This is a genomic window from Klebsiella sp. RIT-PI-d (assembly GCF_001187865.1).
In the GTDB taxonomy this organism is placed as follows: Bacteria; Pseudomonadota; Gammaproteobacteria; order Enterobacterales; family Enterobacteriaceae; genus Superficieibacter.
Window position 1 is genome coordinate 2,071,891 of sequence record NZ_LGIT01000009.1, and the last position, 19,625, is coordinate 2,091,515.

The 19,625-nt window shown below is 53.6% G+C and carries 20 protein-coding genes and 1 tRNA gene; 9 read left to right on the top strand and 12 right to left on the bottom strand.

The annotated features are described in order from the left end of the window. Positions 1–39 precede the first annotated feature (39 nt). A complete protein-coding gene (gene mnmC, locus AC791_RS16025) occupies positions 40–2,055 on the top strand; it encodes a bifunctional tRNA (5-methylaminomethyl-2-thiouridine)(34)-methyltransferase MnmD/FAD-dependent 5-carboxymethylaminomethyl-2-thiouridine(34) oxidoreductase MnmC (RefSeq protein WP_049841395.1) in 2,016 nt (671 codons plus the stop codon). A gap of 79 nt (positions 2,056–2,134) precedes the next feature. Here the strand turns inward: mnmC and AC791_RS16030 are convergent, their stop codons facing one another. The 6 genes from AC791_RS16030 to prmB are packed head-to-tail and all read right to left on the bottom strand — an operon-like array spanning position 2,135 to position 6,675. Further along, positions 2,135–2,413, bottom strand: coding sequence for a YfcL family protein (locus AC791_RS16030; RefSeq protein ID WP_049841396.1), 279 nt, complete (start codon positions 2,411–2,413; stop codon positions 2,135–2,137). Positions 2,414–2,438: 25 nt separating this feature from the next. Next, positions 2,439–2,984: an elongation factor P hydroxylase gene (locus tag AC791_RS16035; protein WP_049841397.1), complete on the bottom strand. Its 546-nt coding sequence runs from the start codon at positions 2,982–2,984 to the stop codon at positions 2,439–2,441. Continuing rightward, on the bottom strand, positions 2,984–3,793 hold the full coding sequence (locus tag AC791_RS16040) for a sulfite exporter TauE/SafE family protein (RefSeq protein WP_049841398.1): 810 nt from the start codon (positions 3,791–3,793) through the stop codon (positions 2,984–2,986). Before AC791_RS16040 ends, AC791_RS16035 begins: the two co-directional genes overlap by 1 nt. Beyond that, complete coding sequence (gene mepA / locus AC791_RS16045; protein WP_049841399.1) at positions 3,794–4,615, bottom strand: penicillin-insensitive murein endopeptidase; 822 nt, start codon at positions 4,613–4,615, stop codon at positions 3,794–3,796. A 2-nt stretch (positions 4,616–4,617) separates the two neighbouring features. Then, positions 4,618–5,703: a chorismate synthase gene (gene aroC / locus AC791_RS16050; RefSeq protein ID WP_049841400.1), complete on the bottom strand. Its 1,086-nt coding sequence runs from the start codon at positions 5,701–5,703 to the stop codon at positions 4,618–4,620. Positions 5,704–5,742: 39 nt separating this feature from the next. Beyond that, positions 5,743–6,675, bottom strand: a complete 933-nt coding sequence (gene prmB, locus AC791_RS16055) for a 50S ribosomal protein L3 N(5)-glutamine methyltransferase (protein ID WP_049841401.1) — start codon at positions 6,673–6,675, stop codon at positions 5,743–5,745. Positions 6,676–6,847: 172 nt separating this feature from the next. Between prmB and smrB the strand changes: the two genes are divergently transcribed. Then, complete coding sequence (gene smrB, locus AC791_RS16060; protein WP_049841402.1) at positions 6,848–7,399, top strand: endonuclease SmrB; 552 nt, start codon at positions 6,848–6,850, stop codon at positions 7,397–7,399. 36 nt (positions 7,400–7,435) lie between these two features. On the opposite strand, the gene sixA is transcribed toward smrB, so the two are convergent. From sixA to AC791_RS16080, 4 genes are all read right to left on the bottom strand, one after another. After that, positions 7,436–7,921 carry a phosphohistidine phosphatase SixA gene (sixA, locus tag AC791_RS16065; RefSeq protein ID WP_049841403.1) on the bottom strand — a complete coding sequence of 162 codons (486 nt, stop codon included), beginning with the start codon at positions 7,919–7,921 and terminating at the stop codon, positions 7,436–7,438. Between the two features lie 190 nt (positions 7,922–8,111). Further along, entirely contained in the window at positions 8,112–10,280 is a 2,169-nt protein-coding gene (gene fadJ / locus AC791_RS16070) for a fatty acid oxidation complex subunit alpha FadJ (RefSeq protein ID WP_049841404.1), read from the bottom strand. After that, positions 10,280–11,590, bottom strand: coding sequence for an acetyl-CoA C-acyltransferase FadI (gene fadI / locus AC791_RS16075; RefSeq protein ID WP_049841405.1), 1,311 nt, complete (start codon positions 11,588–11,590; stop codon positions 10,280–10,282). Before fadI ends, fadJ begins: the two co-directional genes overlap by 1 nt. A 163-nt stretch (positions 11,591–11,753) precedes the next feature. After that, positions 11,754–12,038, bottom strand: a complete 285-nt coding sequence (locus tag AC791_RS16080) for a YfcZ/YiiS family protein (RefSeq protein WP_049841406.1) — start codon at positions 12,036–12,038, stop codon at positions 11,754–11,756. Positions 12,039–12,408: 370 nt separating this feature from the next. Between AC791_RS16080 and fadL the strand changes: the two genes are divergently transcribed. After that, positions 12,409–13,770, top strand: a complete 1,362-nt coding sequence (gene fadL, locus AC791_RS16085; protein WP_049841407.1) for a long-chain fatty acid transporter FadL — start codon at positions 12,409–12,411, stop codon at positions 13,768–13,770. 33 nt (positions 13,771–13,803) lie between these two features. Here the strand turns inward: fadL and AC791_RS16090 are convergent, their stop codons facing one another. Further along, positions 13,804–14,208 (bottom strand): MarR family winged helix-turn-helix transcriptional regulator, encoded by a 405-nt coding sequence (locus AC791_RS16090; RefSeq protein WP_049841408.1) that lies wholly within the window; start codon positions 14,206–14,208, stop codon positions 13,804–13,806. 217 nt (positions 14,209–14,425) lie between these two features. Here AC791_RS16090 and AC791_RS16095 point away from each other — a divergent pair, with 217 nt between their 5' ends. Then, the gene (locus AC791_RS16095; protein WP_049841409.1) at positions 14,426–15,853 is read left to right on the top strand and encodes a non-oxidative hydroxyarylic acid decarboxylases subunit C; all 1,428 of its coding nucleotides are present in this window, start codon (positions 14,426–14,428) and stop codon (positions 15,851–15,853) included. Between the two features lie 10 nt (positions 15,854–15,863). Next, entirely contained in the window at positions 15,864–16,100 is a 237-nt protein-coding gene (locus tag AC791_RS16100; protein WP_049841410.1) for a non-oxidative hydroxyarylic acid decarboxylases subunit D, read from the top strand. 36 nt (positions 16,101–16,136) lie between these two features. Here AC791_RS16100 and mlaA read toward each other — a convergent pair whose 3' ends face one another. After that, complete coding sequence (gene mlaA / locus AC791_RS16105) at positions 16,137–16,889, bottom strand: phospholipid-binding lipoprotein MlaA (RefSeq protein ID WP_049841411.1); 753 nt, start codon at positions 16,887–16,889, stop codon at positions 16,137–16,139. A gap of 362 nt (positions 16,890–17,251) precedes the next feature. Here mlaA and AC791_RS16110 point away from each other — a divergent pair, with 362 nt between their 5' ends. The 4 genes from AC791_RS16110 (at position 17,252) to ypdK (ending at position 19,601) form a co-directional block, all read left to right on the top strand. Continuing rightward, entirely contained in the window at positions 17,252–18,190 is a 939-nt protein-coding gene (locus AC791_RS16110; protein WP_049841665.1) for a formate/nitrite transporter family protein, read from the top strand. Positions 18,191–18,265: 75 nt separating this feature from the next. Beyond that, positions 18,266–18,340, top strand: a tRNA-Arg gene (locus AC791_RS16115). Positions 18,341–18,549: 209 nt separating this feature from the next. After that, the gene (locus AC791_RS16120) at positions 18,550–19,089 is read left to right on the top strand and encodes a DUF2058 domain-containing protein (protein ID WP_049841412.1); all 540 of its coding nucleotides are present in this window, start codon (positions 18,550–18,552) and stop codon (positions 19,087–19,089) included. Positions 19,090–19,529: 440 nt separating this feature from the next. Next, on the top strand, positions 19,530–19,601 hold the full coding sequence (gene ypdK / locus AC791_RS20455) for a membrane protein YpdK (protein WP_099458783.1): 72 nt from the start codon (positions 19,530–19,532) through the stop codon (positions 19,599–19,601). The last annotated feature ends 24 nt before the right edge of the window (positions 19,602–19,625 follow it).

Consider the following 19,625-nt stretch of genomic DNA (forward strand, 5'->3'; position numbering starts at 1 on the left):
GCTAAGATCAAGCGACTACCTGTCAGACGAGTAACTTACGTGAAACATAACGCCATACAACCTGCCAACCTTGACTTCAATAGTGAGGGTACACCTGTTTCTCGAGATTTTGATGACGTCTATTTCTCAAACGATAACGGACTGGAGGAGACGCGGTATGTTTTCCTTGAGGGCAACCAGTTACTGGAACGTTTTGTAAACCATCCTCGCGCCTGTTTCATCGTGGCGGAGAGTGGTTTTGGCACGGGCCTTAACTTTCTGACGCTGTGTCAGGCATTTGCTGATTTTCGCCGCGCACATCCTCAGGCAACGCTGCAACGTCTGCACTTTATCAGTTTCGAAAAATTTCCGCTGCGGGCAGAAGACCTGCGCCTGGCCCACCAGCACTGGCCAGAACTGGCACCGTGGGCGCAACAGCTTCAGGCCCGCTGGCCGCTGCCGTTTGCCGGCTGTCATCGCCTGCTTCTGGAAGAAGAGCGGGTCACGCTCGATTTATGGTTTGGCGATATTAATGAGGTATCCACCACCCTGGATGCTTCACTTCAGCAGAAAGTGGATGCCTGGTTTCTGGATGGCTTTGCGCCGTCCAAAAATCCGGATATGTGGACGCCGCAACTGTTTGCCGCGATGGCGAGGCTGGCACGGCCGGGTGGAACGCTTGCGACATTCACCTCGGCCGGTTTTGTGCGTCGCGGTTTGCAGGATGCGGGTTTTACGATGGTCAAGCGCAAAGGATTTGGCCGCAAGCGCGAAATGCTGACCGGTATAATGGCCAGCACATTGCCCCTTATATCGCCTGCGCCGTGGTTTGCCCGGACAGGAACACAAAAGCGTGAGGTGGCGCTGACTGGCGGGGGGATTGCCAGCGCACTGCTGGCCCTGGCGCTGCTGCGTCGCGGCTGGCAGGTAACGCTTTACTGTGAAGATGCGCAGCCCGCAGAAGGCGCATCGGGCAACCGTCAGGGCGCGCTCTATCCCCTGCTCAATGCGCACGATCCGGCACTGGCGCGCTTTTTCCCGGCCGCATTTACCTTTGCCCGTCGTCTCTACGATGCGCTACCCGTCACGTTTGATCATGACTGGTGCGGCGTAACGCAAACGGCCTGGGATGCAAAAAGTCAGCACAAGATAGATCAGGCTCTGGCGCTGGGCCTGCCGCCGGATCTTGCTATCGCCGTCGACGCGCAGGACATTGTTCGTACTACGGGCATTAACACTGATTGCGGCGGCATACAGTATCCTCTCGGCGGCTGGCTGTGCCCGGCTCAACTCACCCGGGAGGCACTGGCACTGGCAACCCGTCACGGCCTGCGCACGGTCTGGCAGAAATCGCTGACTACGCTGGAAAAAGTCGATGCTGGCTGGCGGCTAAAATTTGCTGACGGCGACGAACAGCACCATCAATCGATGGTACTGGCTAACGGCCATAAAATTAATCAGTTTGCACAAACCGCGCCGCTGGCGCTGTATGCCGTCGGCGGACAAGTTAGCCACATTCCGACCACGCCGGCCCTTTCCCAACTGCGCCAGGTCCTGTGCTATGACGGTTATCTGACGCCGCAGGATCCGCACAACAAGCAGCATTGTATCGGTGCCAGCTACCATCGCGGACAGGACGATGTTCACTATAGCGATGCGGATCAGCAGCAGAATCGTCAGCGGCTTATTGATTGTTTTCCGGATGCCGCGTGGACACAGGAGGTAGATGTCAGCGAAGGTCATGCGCGCTGCGGGGTACGCTGCGCGACGCGCGACCACCTGCCGATGATCGGTAATGTCCCTGACTATGAGGCAACGTTAAGCACGTATGTCGATCTGGCTGAACGTCGGGAAAATGCAGTCAGCGCCCCGGTGTATGCAGACCTTTTTATGCTGGGTGGGCTTGGCTCGCGCGGTTTATGTAGCGCCCCGCTGGCCGCCGAGATCCTGGCATCACAAATGAGCGAGGAACCTGTCCCGCTGGACGCGGATACGCTGGCGGCACTGAATCCTAATCGGTTGTGGGTGAGAAAGCTGTTGAAGGGTAAGCCGGTAAAAGCATCAGAGCGTCGCTAAGATTTGGCGTGAGGGGTGTTGTAAACACAGGGCCGGATGCGCGCAGTTTGCGGCAACATCCGGCCTGGCAGGAAAACGGTTATTTTGCCTTCGCCTGCTGATACAGATTATCCCACATATCCAGCACCAGTGACTGATCGCGTGGAGAAAGCTCACCGGCCTGAATAGCGGATTGCAGGCCATTCGTCACCTGAGCGTAGACGGCCTGTGGTGAATGGTCTTCCCCGCTCTCCAGATCGGCGACCGCCAGCGTCAAATGCCCGCGCAGATAACCGCTGGCAAACAACTCGTCATCACTGGCGTGTTCAACCATATCGTCAATAAGTGCCAGGATACGTGATTCAAACTCCGCGATCATCTTCTTTCCTCTTGTCTTAACGTGACTACAAATCTTCAGGCCACGGGAACTGTTCTGCCGTCAGGGACGGCGTATGATAATACTCTTGTAAGGCTTTAATAAATCGCGCCGGACGCGCCGGAATGCCCTGCTCCAGGTAGCTCATCACCTGCGCATGTACGCGGCGCTGAAAGACAATGCGGTCCGGCTCGACATCGCCTTCCAGATTGTCGCAGCTGACGTTAAAGGGATATCCCGCCGCTACGCAGAATAGCCAGTCAAATGCCTGAGGTTTGACCTCGACATCTTCAAACTGGCTCTGCGTTGCCGCATCACGTCCGTCCGGACAGTACCAGTAACCAAAGTCGACCAGTTCACGACGCGCTTTTCCGGCGATACACCAGTGGGAAATTTCATGCAGCGCGCTGGCATAGTAGCCGTGCGCAAAAACAATCCGGTGATACGGTACGCTGTCATCTGCCGGGAGATAAATGGGTTCGTCCTCACCCTTAATCAGACGGGTATTAAAATCACCGGCAAAACAGCCGTTAAATATGTCGATTAACTGTTGGTAATTATGTGTACTGTTCATTAGTTCATCCCCAACCAGTGGAGGATCTCCTGTCCGTGGCTGTCATAAAGTAATTTGGCGCTCATCACCGCCGATACGATAACGATCATCGGGCGAATAAGTTTTTGTCCTTTGCTGAGCACCAGTCTGGAGCCCATGCGGGCACCAATGAATTGTCCGACCATCATCACTAAGCCTGTCGCCCAGATAACCTTGCCGCCGAGAATAAAAAGCAGCAATCCTCCGATATTGGAGGTGGCATTAAGCACTTTGGCGTGGGCTGTTGATTTGGCAAGGTTATAGCCACACAGCGTGACGAAGGCCAGCGCATAAAATGAACCGGCACCCGGGCCAAAAAAGCCATCGTAGAACCCGACGCATCCTCCGGCGACCAGCGCAAAGGGGAAGCCGTACAAGCGCCGCTGGCGATCGTCCTCACCCAGTTTCGGCATTAACAGAAAGTAAAGACCGATGCAGATCACGAGGATGGGTAAAATCTGGCGCAGCAGATCGGATTTTACAAACTGAACCAGCAGCGCTCCGCTGGTCGAGCCGATAAATGTCATCAGAATATTCATTTTCTGCTCGCCCAAATTCACCACTTTGCGGCGAATAAAATAGAGCGAGGCGGAAAGCGAACCGCCGCAGGCCTGAAGTTTATTAGTGGCCAGCGCCTGCGCCGGCGACATGCCCGCCGCCAGCAGCGCAGGAACAGTTAACAGCCCGCCCCCGCCGGCCAGCGCGTCAATAAACCCGGCCAGCAGCGCAACAAAAAACATGATGGCCAGCATCAGCGGCGACATCATAAAAAGTTCACTGAAAGCGTCCATTTACAGTGCGTGCTCGTCCAGTAGTGCCTGACAGGAAGGATGCAGCGGCGGCGGCGTTTTCTTCCCAGGCGTGGTTCCCGGTTTCGCGGGCTTAAACCAGCTTTGTAACTCTTCACCGCAGCCATCGCCCGGCGGCGGCGGAGCCTGATCCTGGCACTCCAGACTGTCCGCCGGACAGCGGAGGCGAACGTGCATATGCGCACGATGCTGGAACCACGGACGGACTTTATTGAGCCAGTCGCGATCGTTTCCAGCATCAAGGCACAGCTGTTGTTTAATCGCCGCATTAACGAAAATACGCGTAACTTCGGTATCCTGCGCGGCGGCTTTAATTAGGCTGGCGATGTCTGGCTGCCACAGGGAAGACACCACGTGTTTGCCGTCGCGGGAGACCAGATCCAGCGCCTGAGGTTTAAGCAGCTGGGCTGAGGTCCAGCGCGTTTTCGGCAGCTGCAGGAAAATATCGACGTCCAGACCGGACTGGTGACTGGCGTGGCCGCCATTAAACCGCCCGCCCGCCGGCATGCCCATATCGCCAATCAGCACTGTTCCCAGCCCCAGGTTATGCACCTTGCTGGTCAGACGCTGAATGAAAAGCAGGAGATCCGGATGACCAAAGTAGCGGCGCTGATCGGTGCGCATCACCTGATAGTTATCCGACTGGATCGGCAATCCCTTTGCACCCACAATGCAGCCGTTAGCAAATGCGCCAATCGACTGCGGACTGCCGGGAATGGGCTGGGTAATTTTCTGCCACGGCGTTGCCGCCAGGGTCGAAGCACTGACGAAAAGCGCCAGTGCCGCTATTATTGTTTTAGTCATCATTACCAGCGTGGAAGCGTTGTTGTTACATCAGCGTTTTGTGCCCGCTGACGCATCAGGTGATCCATTAACACAATAGCCAGCATCGCTTCGGCAATGGGCACAGCGCGAATGCCGACGCACGGATCGTGACGACCTTTGGTGATCATCTCAACCTCCTCACCGTTACGGTTCAGCGTGCGGCCCGGCACGGTAATGCTTGATGTCGGTTTGAGCGCCATGGTAGCAACGATTTGCTGTCCGCTGCTGATGCCGCCAAGAATGCCGCCCGCATGGTTGCTTTGAAAACCGGCATGAGTGATTTCATCGCGATTTTGACTGCCGCGCAGGGCAACCACGTCAAAGCCGTCACCGATCTCAACGCCTTTTACGGCGTTGATGCTCATCAGGGCATGGGCGATATCTGCATCCAGACGATCGAATACCGGCTCCCCCAACCCTGGCGGTACGCCATCGGCCACCACGGTGACTTTAGCACCAATGGAGTCACCCTCTTTTTTCAGCGCGCGCATCAGTTCGTCCAGCGCCGCAATTTTATCGGCGTCGGCGCAGAAAAACGGATTTTGCTCGACCTGCTCCCAGTCTTTGATCGCCAGCGGGATATCGCCCATCTGTGTCAGACAGCCGCGGATCGTAATGCCGAATTTCTGCGCCAGATATTTTTTGGCAATCGCGCCTGCCGCTACCCGCATCGCGGTTTCACGCGCCGAAGAGCGCCCGCCGCCGCGATAGTCACGCTGGCCATATTTTTGCTCGTAGGTATAGTCAGCGTGCCCCGGCCGGAACAGATCTTTAATCGCGCCATAATCCTGCGAGCGCTGATCGGTATTTTCAATCAGCAGGCCGATGCTGGTACCGGTTGTCACTCCCTCAAACACGCCGGAGAGGATTTTAACCTGGTCCGGTTCCCGGCGCTGAGTGGTGTAACGCGACGTACCTGGACGACGGCGATCGAGATCCTGTTGCAGATCGGCCTCGGTCAGCGGAATGCCCGGCGGTACGCCGTCAACAATGCAGCCCAGGGCCAGACCGTGTGATTCACCGAAAGTGGTTACGCGAAATAGTTGTCCAATGCTGTTGCCTGCCATCACGGCTCCGTTGTCGTTGTTGTGTTGTTGAGCGCCAGATTAGTCTTTATAAATGCTGAAATATTCGCGCGCAGCCACCAGCTGAGCTTTGGTCAGCATAAAGACGCCGTCACCGCCGTTGTCGAACTCCAGCCAGGTAAACGGCACATCCGGGTATTGTTCCATCAGATGTACCATGCTGTTACCGACTTCACAAATCAGAATACCGTCATCAGAAAGATAGTCCGGGGCGCAGCCAAGAATACGACGCGTCAGCTTCAGGCCGTCGCTGCCAGACGCCAGGCCGAGCTCCGGCTCGTGGCGATATTCATTGGGCAAGTCGGACATATCTTCCGCATCTACGTACGGAGGATTGGAGACGATCAGATCGTACTGGACTTTGGGCAGATCGCGGAACAGATCCGAGCGGATCGGCGTAACCTGGTGGATCAGGCCGTGTTCTTCAATATTATGCTCAGCGACAGCCAGCGCTTCCGGGGAGATGTCCACCGCGTCGACTTCCGCTTCCGGGAAGGCATAAGCGCAGGCGACCGCAATGCAGCTGCTACCAGTACACATATCGAGAATATGCTGCGGAGTATGGCTAATCAGGCCGGCGAAACGGCTGTTAATTAATTCGCCGATCGGCGAGCGCGGTACCAGAACACGTTCATCAACATAGAATTCGTGTCCGCAGAACCAGGCTTTATTGGTCAGGTAGGCGACCGGAATACGCTCATTCACCCGGCGGATCACCCGTTCGACGATGCGGTGTTTTTCACTGGAGGTCAGACGCGCGCTGCGCATATCTTCCGGGATATCCAGCGGTAGCCACAGCGTCGGCAGCACCAGTTGAACGGCTTCATCCCACGGGTTATCGGTACCGTGACCGTACCAGATGTTCGCCGCGCTGAAGCGGCTAACCGACCAGCGCAGCATGTCCTGAATGGTTTGCAGCTCGTTTACCGCTTCATCAACAAAAATTTTATCCATTATACTCTCCAGGGCATGCTCGCATTAATTTCGGCGGCTAGTTTGCCACGAAGACGGCGATAAATCAGCATTCACACGCTGGCGAAACCGGGAAAAAATGCGTTTTCGCTGAACAGGCAGCCCGGGAGTCGGGTAAACTAGCTGAAAGTATTGATGGGATTCATAACTAAAAATGAAAAAGAAAGAAGTGATCACCGGGGAGGATAAGGCGCTATTCCGTCAGTTAATGTCCGGAACCCGCCAGATGAAGCAGGACACCATTGTGCATCGTCCTTTGCGTAAAAAAGTGTCTGAAGTCCCGGTTAAACGACTGCTTCAGGAGCAGGCTGACGCCAGCCACTTTTTTTCTGACGAATTCCAGCCGCTGCTCAATACCAGTGGCCCGACAAAATATGTGCGCGAGGACGTTAGCCATTTTGAGCTAAAAAAGCTGCGGCGCGGCGATTATTCTCCGGAACTGTTTCTCGATTTGCATGGATTAACTCAGCAGCAGGCGAAGCAGGAACTGGGCGCGCTGATTGCGGCCTGTCGGCGTGAACATGTGTTTTGCACCTGCGTGATGCACGGCCACGGGAAACACATACTTAAGCAGCAGACGCCGCTGTGGCTGGCTCAGCATCCACATGTTATGGCGTTTCATCAGGCGTCAAAAGAGTACGGCGGCGATGCCGCGTTACTGGTACTGATTGAAGTTGAAGAGTGGCAGCCACCGGAACTGCCATAAAGATGGCGCGGGAAGTGGTCATCTTCCCGCGGCGAATTACATCGCTTTCTGCATCTTCAGATTACAGGGGTTCATCTGCCAGTTGAAGGTTCCCTTACCCTCGTCATCAAGCGTGACGCTGGCAATCGCCGAGGTAGAAAACATTGGCGGCGTTTCACCGGGGCAAAGCTCTGCCACCAGATAGCCGACCAGCGGCAGGTGGGAGACCACCAGCACCGACGCCACACCTTCTCCGGCAAGTACCTGAAGATAAGCGCTGACCTGCCCGACGTCACCACCCGGCGTTAGCTCAGGCAGCACATCAACCGTTGTGGGCAGGTGCATACACTCGCCTACCACATCCAGCGTTTGTTCAGCACGTAAATAAGGGCTGACCAGAACGCGTCCAATATCCACTTTTTGACCTTTCAGCCAGGTTGCCATTTGACGCGACTCATCACAACCACAGTGGGTTAAGGGACGAACCGAGTCGCTGGCAGCCTCGAGAGCTGCGTCGCCATGACGCATGATAAAAACTTGCATATTGCACCGCTTTTGTTAACCAGAAGCACCGAAGTTATTCCGCAGAGGAAATCGCATTCATACAGAAAACCGGGTGGCCGGGCATTGTGCCTCATCCGTTTGCTCAATGAAACGCTGTTTTTTACCTCAATGATGTCAGTATAGTCAATCAGTGTTTATAAAATAACCTGTTGACCCGCTAACAGCGCTGTTACTCTACTCTTTGACCCCGCGTTTCAGGGTCAGTTTCTTTCTCAGACCAAAATGACTGACCCTGCCCGGCCATTCGAACAAGCGCATCACAGGGCGTAAAGCGAGGACCGTATTGTGCGGCCAGCCGTTGCAATGTCGCAACAACCTGGGCCGCGCCAAGCGTATCCATATAGCGAAACGGTCCGCCCAAAAACGGCGGGAAGCCAATACCAAAAACAGCACCGATATCACCATCGCGCACACTGCGAATAATACCTTCAGCATGACATCGTGCCGCCTCATTTAGCATCATCATGATGCATCTTTCACTCATTTGTTGTGGTGAGAGTGCGTTATTCTGTCCGGTGGCACCAATTAACGGATAAATAGCCTGATCGGGCTGCTTTTCGCTTTTACGCCCTTTCGCCGCGTAAAGATAGAAACCGCGGCCATTTTTTCTGCCTTTGCGATCGTCATTCAAAATTACGCTAATAATGTTTGCCGGAGGGCTAAACCGCTCACCATAGGCCGTTTCCAGCAGCGGAATAATTTTCGTCCCGGTATCAATGCCAACCTCATCCAGTAACTGAACAGGCCCCACGGGAAAACCAAATTTTACCAGCGCACGATCGACCTGTTCAATTTTTGCCCCTTCGGTCAGCAGGCGCATTGCTTCATTGATATAGGGCGCAAGAATGCGATTGACATAAAAACCGGCTTTATCGGCGACCACAATCGGCGTTTTGCCCTGTTTCTTCGCCAGCTTCACCGTTGTGGCGATAGTCTGCGGCGAGGTGGCGGCATGGGGGATCACTTCCACCAGCGGCATTTTCTCGACCGGGCTGAAGAAGTGCAGGCCAATGACCTGCTCCGGGCGACTCGCCTGCGCGGCAATATCACTAATAGGCAATGATGACGTGTTAGAGGCAAAAATAGTGTCGGGTGCGCAGTGCGCTTCCACTTCGGCCACCATTCGCTGTTTCAGCGCCAGATCCTCAAATACCGCTTCAATCACCACGTCACGGTGGCTGAATCCGCGATAATCGGTGGTGCCGGAAATACGCGCCATCTGGCTGTTGCGCTCAGCGGGTTTGAGATGACGACGGCGAACTTTTTTATCCAGTAATTCCCAGCTGTACTTCAGCGCATGGTTGATCCCCTGCGCGTTAATATCTTTGATGCGTACCGGCAATGCGCCCTTACTTGCAGTGACATAAGCAATACCACCGCCCATCAGACCGCCGCCAAGAACACCCACCGAACGCAGCGGTGCCGCCTGCGCCTGTGCGCCCGGATCTTTTTTCACTTCGATGCTGGCAAAGAAGATAGCGCGCAGGGCCGCTGATTGTGGCGTCCTCGCCAGTTCGCCGAAGGCGCGCGCCTCTGCGTCATAACCACTGCTGCTCCCCTGGCTTAAGCCGGTTTCAATGACCTGCAAAATACGCCCGGTCGCCGGGTAATTGCCCTGCGTTTTTTGCGCCGTCTTTTTACCCACCATGCGAAACAGTATGTTGCGTCCAAGCGGCCCGGCGAGGATCCGCTCGCGTACCGGCAGGCGTCGCCCAACGGGCCGCCCTTTTTTCGCCCGTTCAACCGCTGCATCCAGCAGAATTGAGGCGGGAACAACTTCGTCAACCAGCCCTGATTTCAACGCCTGCCGCGCCCGGAGTTGCTTGCCAGTGAGGATCATCTCCAGCGCGGTGCTCACCCCAATAAGTCTTGGCAGACGTTGCGTGCCGCCGGAACCGGGCAGCAGCCCAAGCTGCACTTCCGGCAGGCCGAGCACGGTTTTCGGATCGTCGGTACAAATTCGGGCGTGGCAGGCCAGCGCCAGTTCAAGCCCCCCGCCCAGGCAGGCACCGTGAATAGCCGCAACAACCGGGATCGGCAGCGCATGAATATCGGCCATAATCTGTTGCCCCTGACGCGCCAGCGCTTCTGCTTCCTGCGCCGTCTTGCAGTTATCGATCATGTTGATATCCGCCCCGGCGATAAAATTGTCTTCTTTAGCCGAGATAAAAACCACGCCGGATACGGCTTTATTGTCGCGAATTTGCTTTAATATCGCCCGCACCTGATGACCAAACTCAGCCTTCAGGGTATTCATTTTTTCGCCGGGTACATCGATGGCGATCACGGCAATATTGTCTGCGCGTACGGTAAGGGTAAAAGCAGATGTTGTTTCCATTATTCGGCCTCCAGAATCATTGCCGCACCCAGACCGCCTGCTGCGCACGCTGTCACTAATCCCAGTCCACCGCCGCGTCTGCGCAGTTCATGCAGCGTTTGGGTGATCATGCGCGCCCCGGTGGCGGCAAAAGGATGACCATAGGCAATCGATCCGCCCAGGACATTAAATTTGCTGTCGTCTACTTCCCCTGTCGCCTGAGCGCGTCCCAGTACCTCGCGGGCAAAGCGATCGCTGGCGAGCATTTTAAGGTTCGTTAATGTTTGCGAAGCAAACGCTTCGTGCATATCAATCAGGGTCAAATCGGCGAGCGTTATCCCTGCGCGATCCAGCGCCAGCGGCGTGGCCCATGCCGGGCCAAGCAGCATATCCTGCCAGACGTCGATAGCGGTGAAAGCATAGCTACGCAGATAGCCCAGCGGCACCAGACCCAGCTCTTTCGCCCGCGATTCAGTCATCAGGATCACCGCGGCTGCACCATCGGTCAGCGGCGTACTGTTGGCGGCCGTTACCGTCCCGTGTTTACGGTCGAAGGCCGGGCGCAGTTTGGCGTAATCAGCCAGCGAGGAAGTAAAGCGCACGTTATTGTCGCGTTCAACAGGCTCGCGATAAGGCGGGGCAAAAGCCGTCATGACTTCTTCCGCCAGCTTGCCCTCCTCCCAGGCCCGGGCGGCAAGCTGATGGGAACGATGTGCCAGCGCATCCTGCTCCTCACGGGTGATTGACCAGCTCTTCGCCATCTGCTCAGCGGTATCTCCCATACGCAGACCGGTAGAGTACTCAGCGACGGCGGGCGGTACGGGCAACAAATCACGTAACCGCAGACGAGAAAAAAGCGATAAACGCTGACTCAGGGTTCGGGCTTTATTCGCATCGACCAGCGTACGAGCCAGTTTTTTACTGACGCCAATCGGTAACACGGACGAGGAGTCTGCACCACCCGCGATCCCGGCGCGAATGGTACCCGCCATCAGGCTTTCCGCCACATTCGCCACCGCCTGAAAACTGGTCGCACATGCGCGGCTGACGCTATAAGCATCGGTGTGCACATTCATGCCGGTGCCGAGAACAATTTCGCGGGCGATATTTGGCGCTTCCGGCATTTGCACAACCTGCCCGAAGACCAGCTGTTCAATTATCTCAGGTGGAATTTCACTGCGAGCCAGCATCTCACCGACAACCATTTTTCCCAGATCGATAGCCGGTACGCCGTGAAATGCCGTTGCCTGGCGGACAAAAGGCGTCCGTAACCCACAGACAATGGCAATGCGATCGCCCTGACGGGTCACAAGCGGTAATGCCTGACTCATAACGCTCCCCTGTTATAAAAATAAATTAAGTGGTCTGACCTGAACATAGTCTTAACCATTTTTTTACATTTAGCCAAGCGACGGTGAGGAAAAGTGGGAGCTAAAACACATGGAGAGAATATAAATAAAAACGCCTCCGCGAAGGGAGGCGCTGGAAAGAAACTTAACGCAGACCGAGCTGGAAAATTAAGGTTTCCGCCTCGCAGGCAAACAGGAAGTCGATATCCAGTTTTACGCCTTCATCGACCTCAGTAAAGTTTGGTGCGATCTGGCATGGCTCAGACTCTACGCCGCGCGCTTTAGCGGTCAGGGCCGCCAGCATTTCTTCAGCTTCAGCACGGTTAGCAAAGACGCGACTATAGGACGCGGTGCAGTCGGTGTTGTCCATAATGGTACCAACATCCATACAGCAGCAAACCGGGGTTTCATCAGCACTGCATTTACTCATTGTAGATTTCCTCTGTCTATGCACCAAAAGGTGCCTGAACGCTATTACGTCTATTTTACGCTCTGTATTTGAGCGGCTCCAGTCGTTAATTTCCGGGAAGCGCAATAGTGACGAATATCACAGACAAAAATGATCTAAAACAAAAACTCCCCTTATTAGTGATGGCCAGAAGGGGGAAATTTGCCAGCGGGATCGCGTTTCTTAGATCATATTCGAAAAACTTTAGAAACATACTTGCAACATACCATCTGGTCGGACCTATACTCTCGTCACTGGTCTGCTTTCTCTGCCGTAAAACAGGCCCTACACTTCGCACTTTGTTACTCAACGTAACTTTTTTAAATAAAAATAACGCAATGAGGTTATGGTCATGAGCCAGAAAACCCGGTTCACCAAGTCTGCTTTAGCAGTGGCAGTGGCACTCGTTTCAACCCAGGCCTGGTCCGCAGGCTTTCAGTTAAATGAATTTTCTTCCTCTGGCCTTGGCCGCGCCTATTCAGGCGAGGGTGCGATTGCTGATGATGCAGCGAACGCCAGCCGTAACCCGGCATTAATTATGATGTATGACCGCCCTATGTTTTCAGGCGGCGCTATTTTTGTTGACCCGGACGTAAATGTAACCGGCCGCTCAATTATTGGTAACGATTCAAGTCAGGATAATATTGCGCCGACGGCATGGGTACCTAACCTGCATTTTGTCGCGCCTATTAACGATCAGTTTGGCTGGGGCGCATCCGTTACCTCCAATTATGGTCTGGCAACCGAATTTAATGACAGCCTCGCCGCAGGCTCAATGGGCGGCACCACCGATCTCGAAACGCTGAATCTTAATTTAAGCGGGGCTTATCGCCTGAATAACAGCTGGAGTTTCGGTCTGGGCTTTGATGCGGTTTATGCCCGGGCAAAGGTTGAGCGTTACGCCGGCGATTTACCACAAATCATTGGAGCAAACATTCCTGCACTGGTGCGCTCGGGTCAGCTGACGCCGCAGCAGGCCGCTGCGGTTGGCGCGCAGGCGGGCGGTATTAGTCGTGATACGCAAATTGCCCATTTGAAGGGCGATGAGTGGGGATTTGGCTGGAACGCCGGTCTGCTGTATGAGGTGGATAAAAATAACCGCTATGCGCTGACCTACCGCTCTGAAATTAAAATCGACTTCGACGGCGATTATAAGAGTAACCTGCCGCCAACGCTGAACCCGATTAACGCCGCACTCGGGCTGGGCCTGCCTTATGGCACCGGCGGCTCGACAATTGACGGCTCGCTAAGCCTCAACCTGCCGGAAATGTGGGAAGTCTCGGGCTATAACCGCGTTGCGCCAAAATGGGCGGTTCACTATAGCCTGGCCTACACCAGCTGGAGCCAGTTCCAGGAGCTGAAAGCCAAAGGTGACGGCGGCAATACGCTGTTCTATAAAGATGAAGGCTTTAAAGACTCATACCGTATAGCGTTAGGCACCACGTATTATATGGATGATAGCTGGACTTTCCGCAGCGGTATCGCATTTGACGATAGCCCGGTCCCGGCTAACCAGCGCTCTATTTCCATCCCGGACCAGGATCGTCTGTGGCTGAGTGCCGGTACCACGTACGCCTTCAATAAAGATGCCTCTGTTGATGCCGGTGTTTCTTACATGCACGGTCAACACGTCAAATTTGAAGAAGGTCCTTATCAGTTCAAATCTGAAGGTAAGGCCTGGCTGTACGGCGTTAACTTTAACTACGCGTTCTAATACAAGTAACCCGGCGATATTCGTCGTCGGGTTCTACTTCATCATCTTGCTAATTAACAGGCTAAATTGCTCGCGCTCTTTGGTGCTAAGCTTGTTTAAAAAAACCGCATCCACGCTATCGCCAACGGGCCTGCTTTTTTCCAGCAGCCTTTTCCCGTCTTCCGTAAGATAGACAAACCGGCGGCGCTTATCTGACGGATCGTGTTCCCGCCGCACCAGCCCGCGCTTCTCCATCCGGCTGAGCATCTCGGCCAGGGTTGCTTTGGTGCTGACCGCCGCATCCATCAATGAAACCTGTTCAATTGCCGGATGTTCTGCAATAACGCGCATGACTGCATATTGAGGTTTGGTCAGTTCAGGTAGAGCCTGCTGCCAGCGCGAGGTATGCTGTTGAAAGAGCTGGCGTAGCAGATGAAAGGTTTCATCCTGTAATTTCATAATGCTCTCGCGTAAGATTTTTTTCTATCATAGCGTTTTACCACGCTATTACTCTTTTTTGTCGTCTTAACTAAACGTGCGCGTGCATCTTCAATATGTTGTCAGATTATACGTTCAGGTGTACTTTTTAGCCATAACGTTCGCATACGAACAATATGACCATCGATATGGACGCTTAGCAGACTGTCCTGCTGAGTTTTTCTCAGGAGAATAAAAAATGGCTTTCGATGATTTACGCAGCTTTTTGAACGCGCTGGACGCCCAGGGGCAACTGCTAAAAATCAGTGAGCAGGTCGATGCCGAGCCTGATTTAGCGGCTGCCGCTAACGCGACGGGCCGCATAGGTGAAGGCGCACCTGCGCTATGGTTTGATAACATTCGCGGCTTCCATGACGCTCGTGTCGCCATGAACACCATCGGCTCCTGGCAGAACCATGCTATCTCACTGGGACTGCCGCCAAATACCCCGGTTAAACAGCAGATTGATGAGATCATTCGTCGCTGGGATAACTTCCCTGTCGCCCCGGAACGCCGTGCTAATCCAGGCTCGGCAGAAAACACGGCTGACGGCGATGACATTAACCTGTTCGATATTTTGCCTTTATTTCGTCTTAACGACGGCGACGGTGGTTTTTATCTGGATAAAGCCTGCGTAGTTTCCCGCGATCCACTCGATCCTGACAACTTCGGTAAGCAGAACGTCGGCATTTACCGCATGGAAGTTAAAGGTAAACGCAGACTGGGTTTGCAGCCGGTGCCCATGCACGACATTGCACTTCATCTGCACAACGCTGAAGAGCGCGGAGACGATCTGCCGGTCGCCATTACCCTCGGCAACGATCCGATCATTACCCTGATGGGCGCAACGCCGCTGAAATACGATCAGTCCGAATATGAAATGGCCGGCGCGCTGCGAGAAAGCCCGTATCCGATTGCCACCGCACCGCTTACTGGTTTTGACGTACCCTGGGGTTCTGAAGTGATCCTCGAAGGGGTTATTGAGGGTCGCAAGCGTGAGATCGAGGGCCCGTTCGGTGAATTTACCGGTCACTATTCTGGCGGTCGCAACATGACGGTAGTGCGCATCGATAAAGTCTCTTATCGTACTAAGCCCATTTTTGAATCCCTTTACCTGGGTATGCCGTGGACCGAAATTGACTATCTAATGGGACCCGTCACCTGCGTGCCGCTTTATCAACAGCTCAAGGCCGATTTCCCGGAAGTTCAGGCGGTTAACGCTATGTATACCCACGGGCTGCTGGCGATTATCTCGACCAAAAAACGTTATGGGGGTTTTGCCCGCGCAGTGGGGCTGCGGGCTATGACCACACCGCACGGTCTGGGCTATGTAAAAATGGTCATCATGGTAGATGAAGACGTCGATCCGTTTAACCTGCCGCAGGTGATGTGGGCGCTCTCTTCCAAAGTTAATCCGGCAGGCGATCTGGTGCAGTTGCCGAATATGTCAGTCCTCGAACTGGACCCCGGATCCAGTCCGGCAGGTATTACCGATAAACTGATTATTGACGCGACGACGCCGGTCGCCCCGGACAATCGCGGTCATTACAGCCAGCCGGTACAGGACTTGCCGGAAACCAAAGCCTGGGCTGAAAAACTCACCGCCATGCTGGCTAATCGTAAATAAGGAGCAAGACATGATTTGTCCACGTTGTGCTGATGCACAAATTGAAGCGATGGCGACCTCGCCGGTAAAAGATGTGTGGACGGTATATCAGTGCCAGCACTGCTTTTATACCTGGCGCAGCACCGAACCCCTGCGGCGTATCAGCCGTGAGCACTACCCACAGGCGTTTCGCATGACGCAAAAAGATATTGATGAGTCGCCGATGGTGCCGAGTATTCCACCGTTGCTGGCAGCAGATAAGCGCTAATTAAAAGGCCGCAAACCTGAGGTTTGCGGCCTGATGTTATTCTGAATCGATATCTTTTAAATCGCCTTCGATCGCCTGCGCGTTCGGGTTTTCCTGCGGACTCAACTTGCCGCCGTTAGCGATGAAATCATGACGCTGGAAGTAGGCTTCGCGCACCATGATATAGGGATCTGAAGATTGACGCAGCAGACCGTCGGAGTCCAGCAGTTGCGCACGCGTTTCGACCCCTTCCACCGCCCATTTACCGATTGACAGCGGCCACGTTAGCCACGACAGAACCGGGTAGGTGGTGTCTGCCATATCGCCAACATCTTCACGTAACGTAAAGCTGCCATAGAACGGCAGTTGCAAATAGGGACCGTATCCCACTTCATAATGCCCTAACGTGCTGCCAAAGCGGTGCGGTTCAACACGCTGCAATTTCGGGTTTGCCATACCCGCCACGTCGATAAATCCTCCCATCCCCAGTAGGGTGTTCAGGAAGAAGCGCGTAAAGTGCACCATCCCCTGATAGGGGTCGCCCTGCAGAAAATAGTTGACCATTGAAGCCGGTTCTTCGAGGTTACCGGTGAAATTGCCCAGTCCGGTGCGTGCAGGCTGAGGCACGTAATCGCGCCAGGCAACCGCAACGGGACGTAACACATATGGGTCTACGACATTAAAGTTGAAGTCGTACATGGCGCGGTTAAATCCTTCGAAAGGATCTGAACGCCCTTGCTGATCCCCGGAACTTGCACAGCCCACCAGTAAAGTAGCGCCCACTGCAAGCGCCGACAGCCGAAAATTCATAGATATCTCCCTGTAAAATATGGCTATCGCTGTTTGCCATCTGACGGTACGGGTAAGTCCGCCTTGTCACGTGCAGGGGATTGTATCAGCACGTTTCACGATGTCTACGTACGCGGGCAAAAGGCGGCGATCTGCATTCAGCATAGCGGGTAATTAGCGGTCTGCTTTGGTTATTCAGTGTAAACACACCTGGAAACATACTTAACACTATTTACCCTGTAAAACCAAAAAAAATCGTTTATGCCACTGCCCTCATTCCACGAAAAAAGCCGCTACGCTTATACACAGCCATTCACGCTGTATTAAGGCGGCAGGGTGAGTGATGACGTGTACAGAAGCTATTTTTAATGTGGGTGAAACGCATGGACAAGTTAGAAGAAGAAAAAATCGGTAGTGAGGACGAGGAGCATGAGGTTGACAGCGAGGAGAACGCACAGGGTAAGGATATAGAAGTTGATGAGGACCGGTTACCCTCTCGCGCTATGGCCATTCATGAACATATTCGCCAGGACGGAGAGAAGGAATTAGAGCGCGATGCCATGGCGCTATTATGGTCAGCAATTGCCGCCGGTCTTTCGATGGGCGCATCGCTCCTCGCTAAGGGTATCTTTCACGTTCAGCTTGAAGGCGTACCCGGCGGATTCCTGATTGAGAATCTGGGCTATACCTTTGGCTTTGTGATTGTCATCATGGCGCGCCAGCAGCTGTTTACGGAAAACACCGTCACCGCCGTGCTGCCCATTATGCAAAGCCCTACCCTGCGTAACATTGGCCTGCTGATGCGTTTGTGGGGGGTTGTACTGCTGGGTAACCTGATTGGGACCGGGGTTGCGGCCTGGGCCTTTGAATATATGCCGGTGTTTGATGAGCCAACGCGCGATGCGTTTGTCAAAATCGGCATGGATATTATGAAAAACACGCCGTTCGAGATGTTCGCTAATGCCATTATCTCCGGCTGGATTATTGCCACAATGGTATGGATGTTCCCCTCCGCGGGTTCGGCTAAAATCGTGGTGATTATTCTGATGACCTGGCTTATCGCGCTCGCAGACACCACACACATCGTGGTCGGTACGGTAGAAGTTCTGTATCTCGTCTTTAATGGCAACCTGCCGTGGCAGGACTTTATCTGGCCCTTCGCCCTGCCAACGCTTGCGGGTAACATCTGTGGCGGGACCTTCATCTTCGCCCTGCTCAGCCATGCGCAAATTCGTAATGACATGAGCAATGCCCGCAAAGCAGAAGCGAAGGCCGAAGCCAACGAGCAAGCGAAACAGAAAAAAGAGGCCAAACAGGGCTGAACGGCGACTCTTTAAGCAGTCAGGCGGTAAGAGACTTAACGCAGTAACGAATTAACGTTATACTCTTGCCGCCTTGTCTCCTTAGTTAAATGGATATAACGAGCCCCTCCTAAGGGCTAGTTGCAGGTTCGATTCCTGCAGGGGACACCATCACGTCTTTCTCTACCTTCCTGAAAACTCCAGCAAACCCGCGCCAGACATTGATGACGGATGACTCATAAGCTGGCATCTCTGCGCAACAGACTAAATGCTACCGGTATAAAAAACAGCGCAAGGCGCATTGCTGGCGGCGATCTGGCACAGTGCCGAATGTTAAGGGTATAATCCTGTGTCCTGTAGCCGCAGATCCCGAGATCACTATGACCAAATTAACATTACAAGAGCAGATGCTTAAAGCCGGATTAGTCAGCAGTAAAAAAATGGAGAAAGTGCAGAGAACGGCTAAAAAGTCACGCGTTCAGGCCCGTGAAGCCAGAGAAGCGGTTGAAGAAAATAAGAAAGCACAGATTGAGCGCGATAAGCTGTTAAGTGAGCAACAGAAGCAGGCGGCGTTAACCAAAGAGTATAAAGCGCAGATAAAGCAGCTGATTGAAATGAACAGGATTGTTATTTCACGGGGCGATATTGGTTATAATTTCACCGACGGCAATCTGATCAAAAAGATCTATGTAGATAAACTGACCCAGTCTCAACTGATCGGCGGCCGCCTCGCGATTGCCCGTCTGATCGTCGATAATAGCGCTGAAAACCAGTATGCCATTATCCCTGCCAGCGTAGCTGATAAGATCGCGCAGCGTGATGCCAGCTTTATTGTCGTGAACAGTGAGCTGAGCGAAGAAGCCCGCGATGAAGACGATCCGTATGCTGATTTTGTGGTGCCAGACGATTTAATGTGGTAATCCACATTACGCGAATGACCTGAACGCCAATGCTGACATCCGTGTGCTCTATAGCCTGTAGCAGCACCGTCAGTTTGGCGGAACGACCGTGATTCCCTCTTTCGCTTCCCCTCCTGAATCCTGATTAATTAATTGTTTTATCAACCCATAAGATAATCAAATGGATTCGCTGAACCGCCATTTATTACAATAGGAAATTAAAGTGTCGCCAATATGAGACACTCATAAGTAACTAAATTTAAATAGAAAAATGTCACTTGTCACCACTGTTTTTTAGGCGTACATTAGCCCCGTCTTACGCTATCTGGCGTAATATTCCGGGGTGGTGCTGAGATCGGAACAGAGATAAATCTCAATTTGAATCAGGTGCAGCGTCAGCTCTTTATACTCAGTAGGCCTTGTTCTTTTGGCGTATCAATGGATGCGCGGAGCGATGAAAAGTGAAATATTTTTTTATGGGCATTTCGGTGATGGTAATTGTCTGGGCCGGAACATTTGCCTTAATGATCTGAGCAAAAATGAGTGTAAAAAAAGCG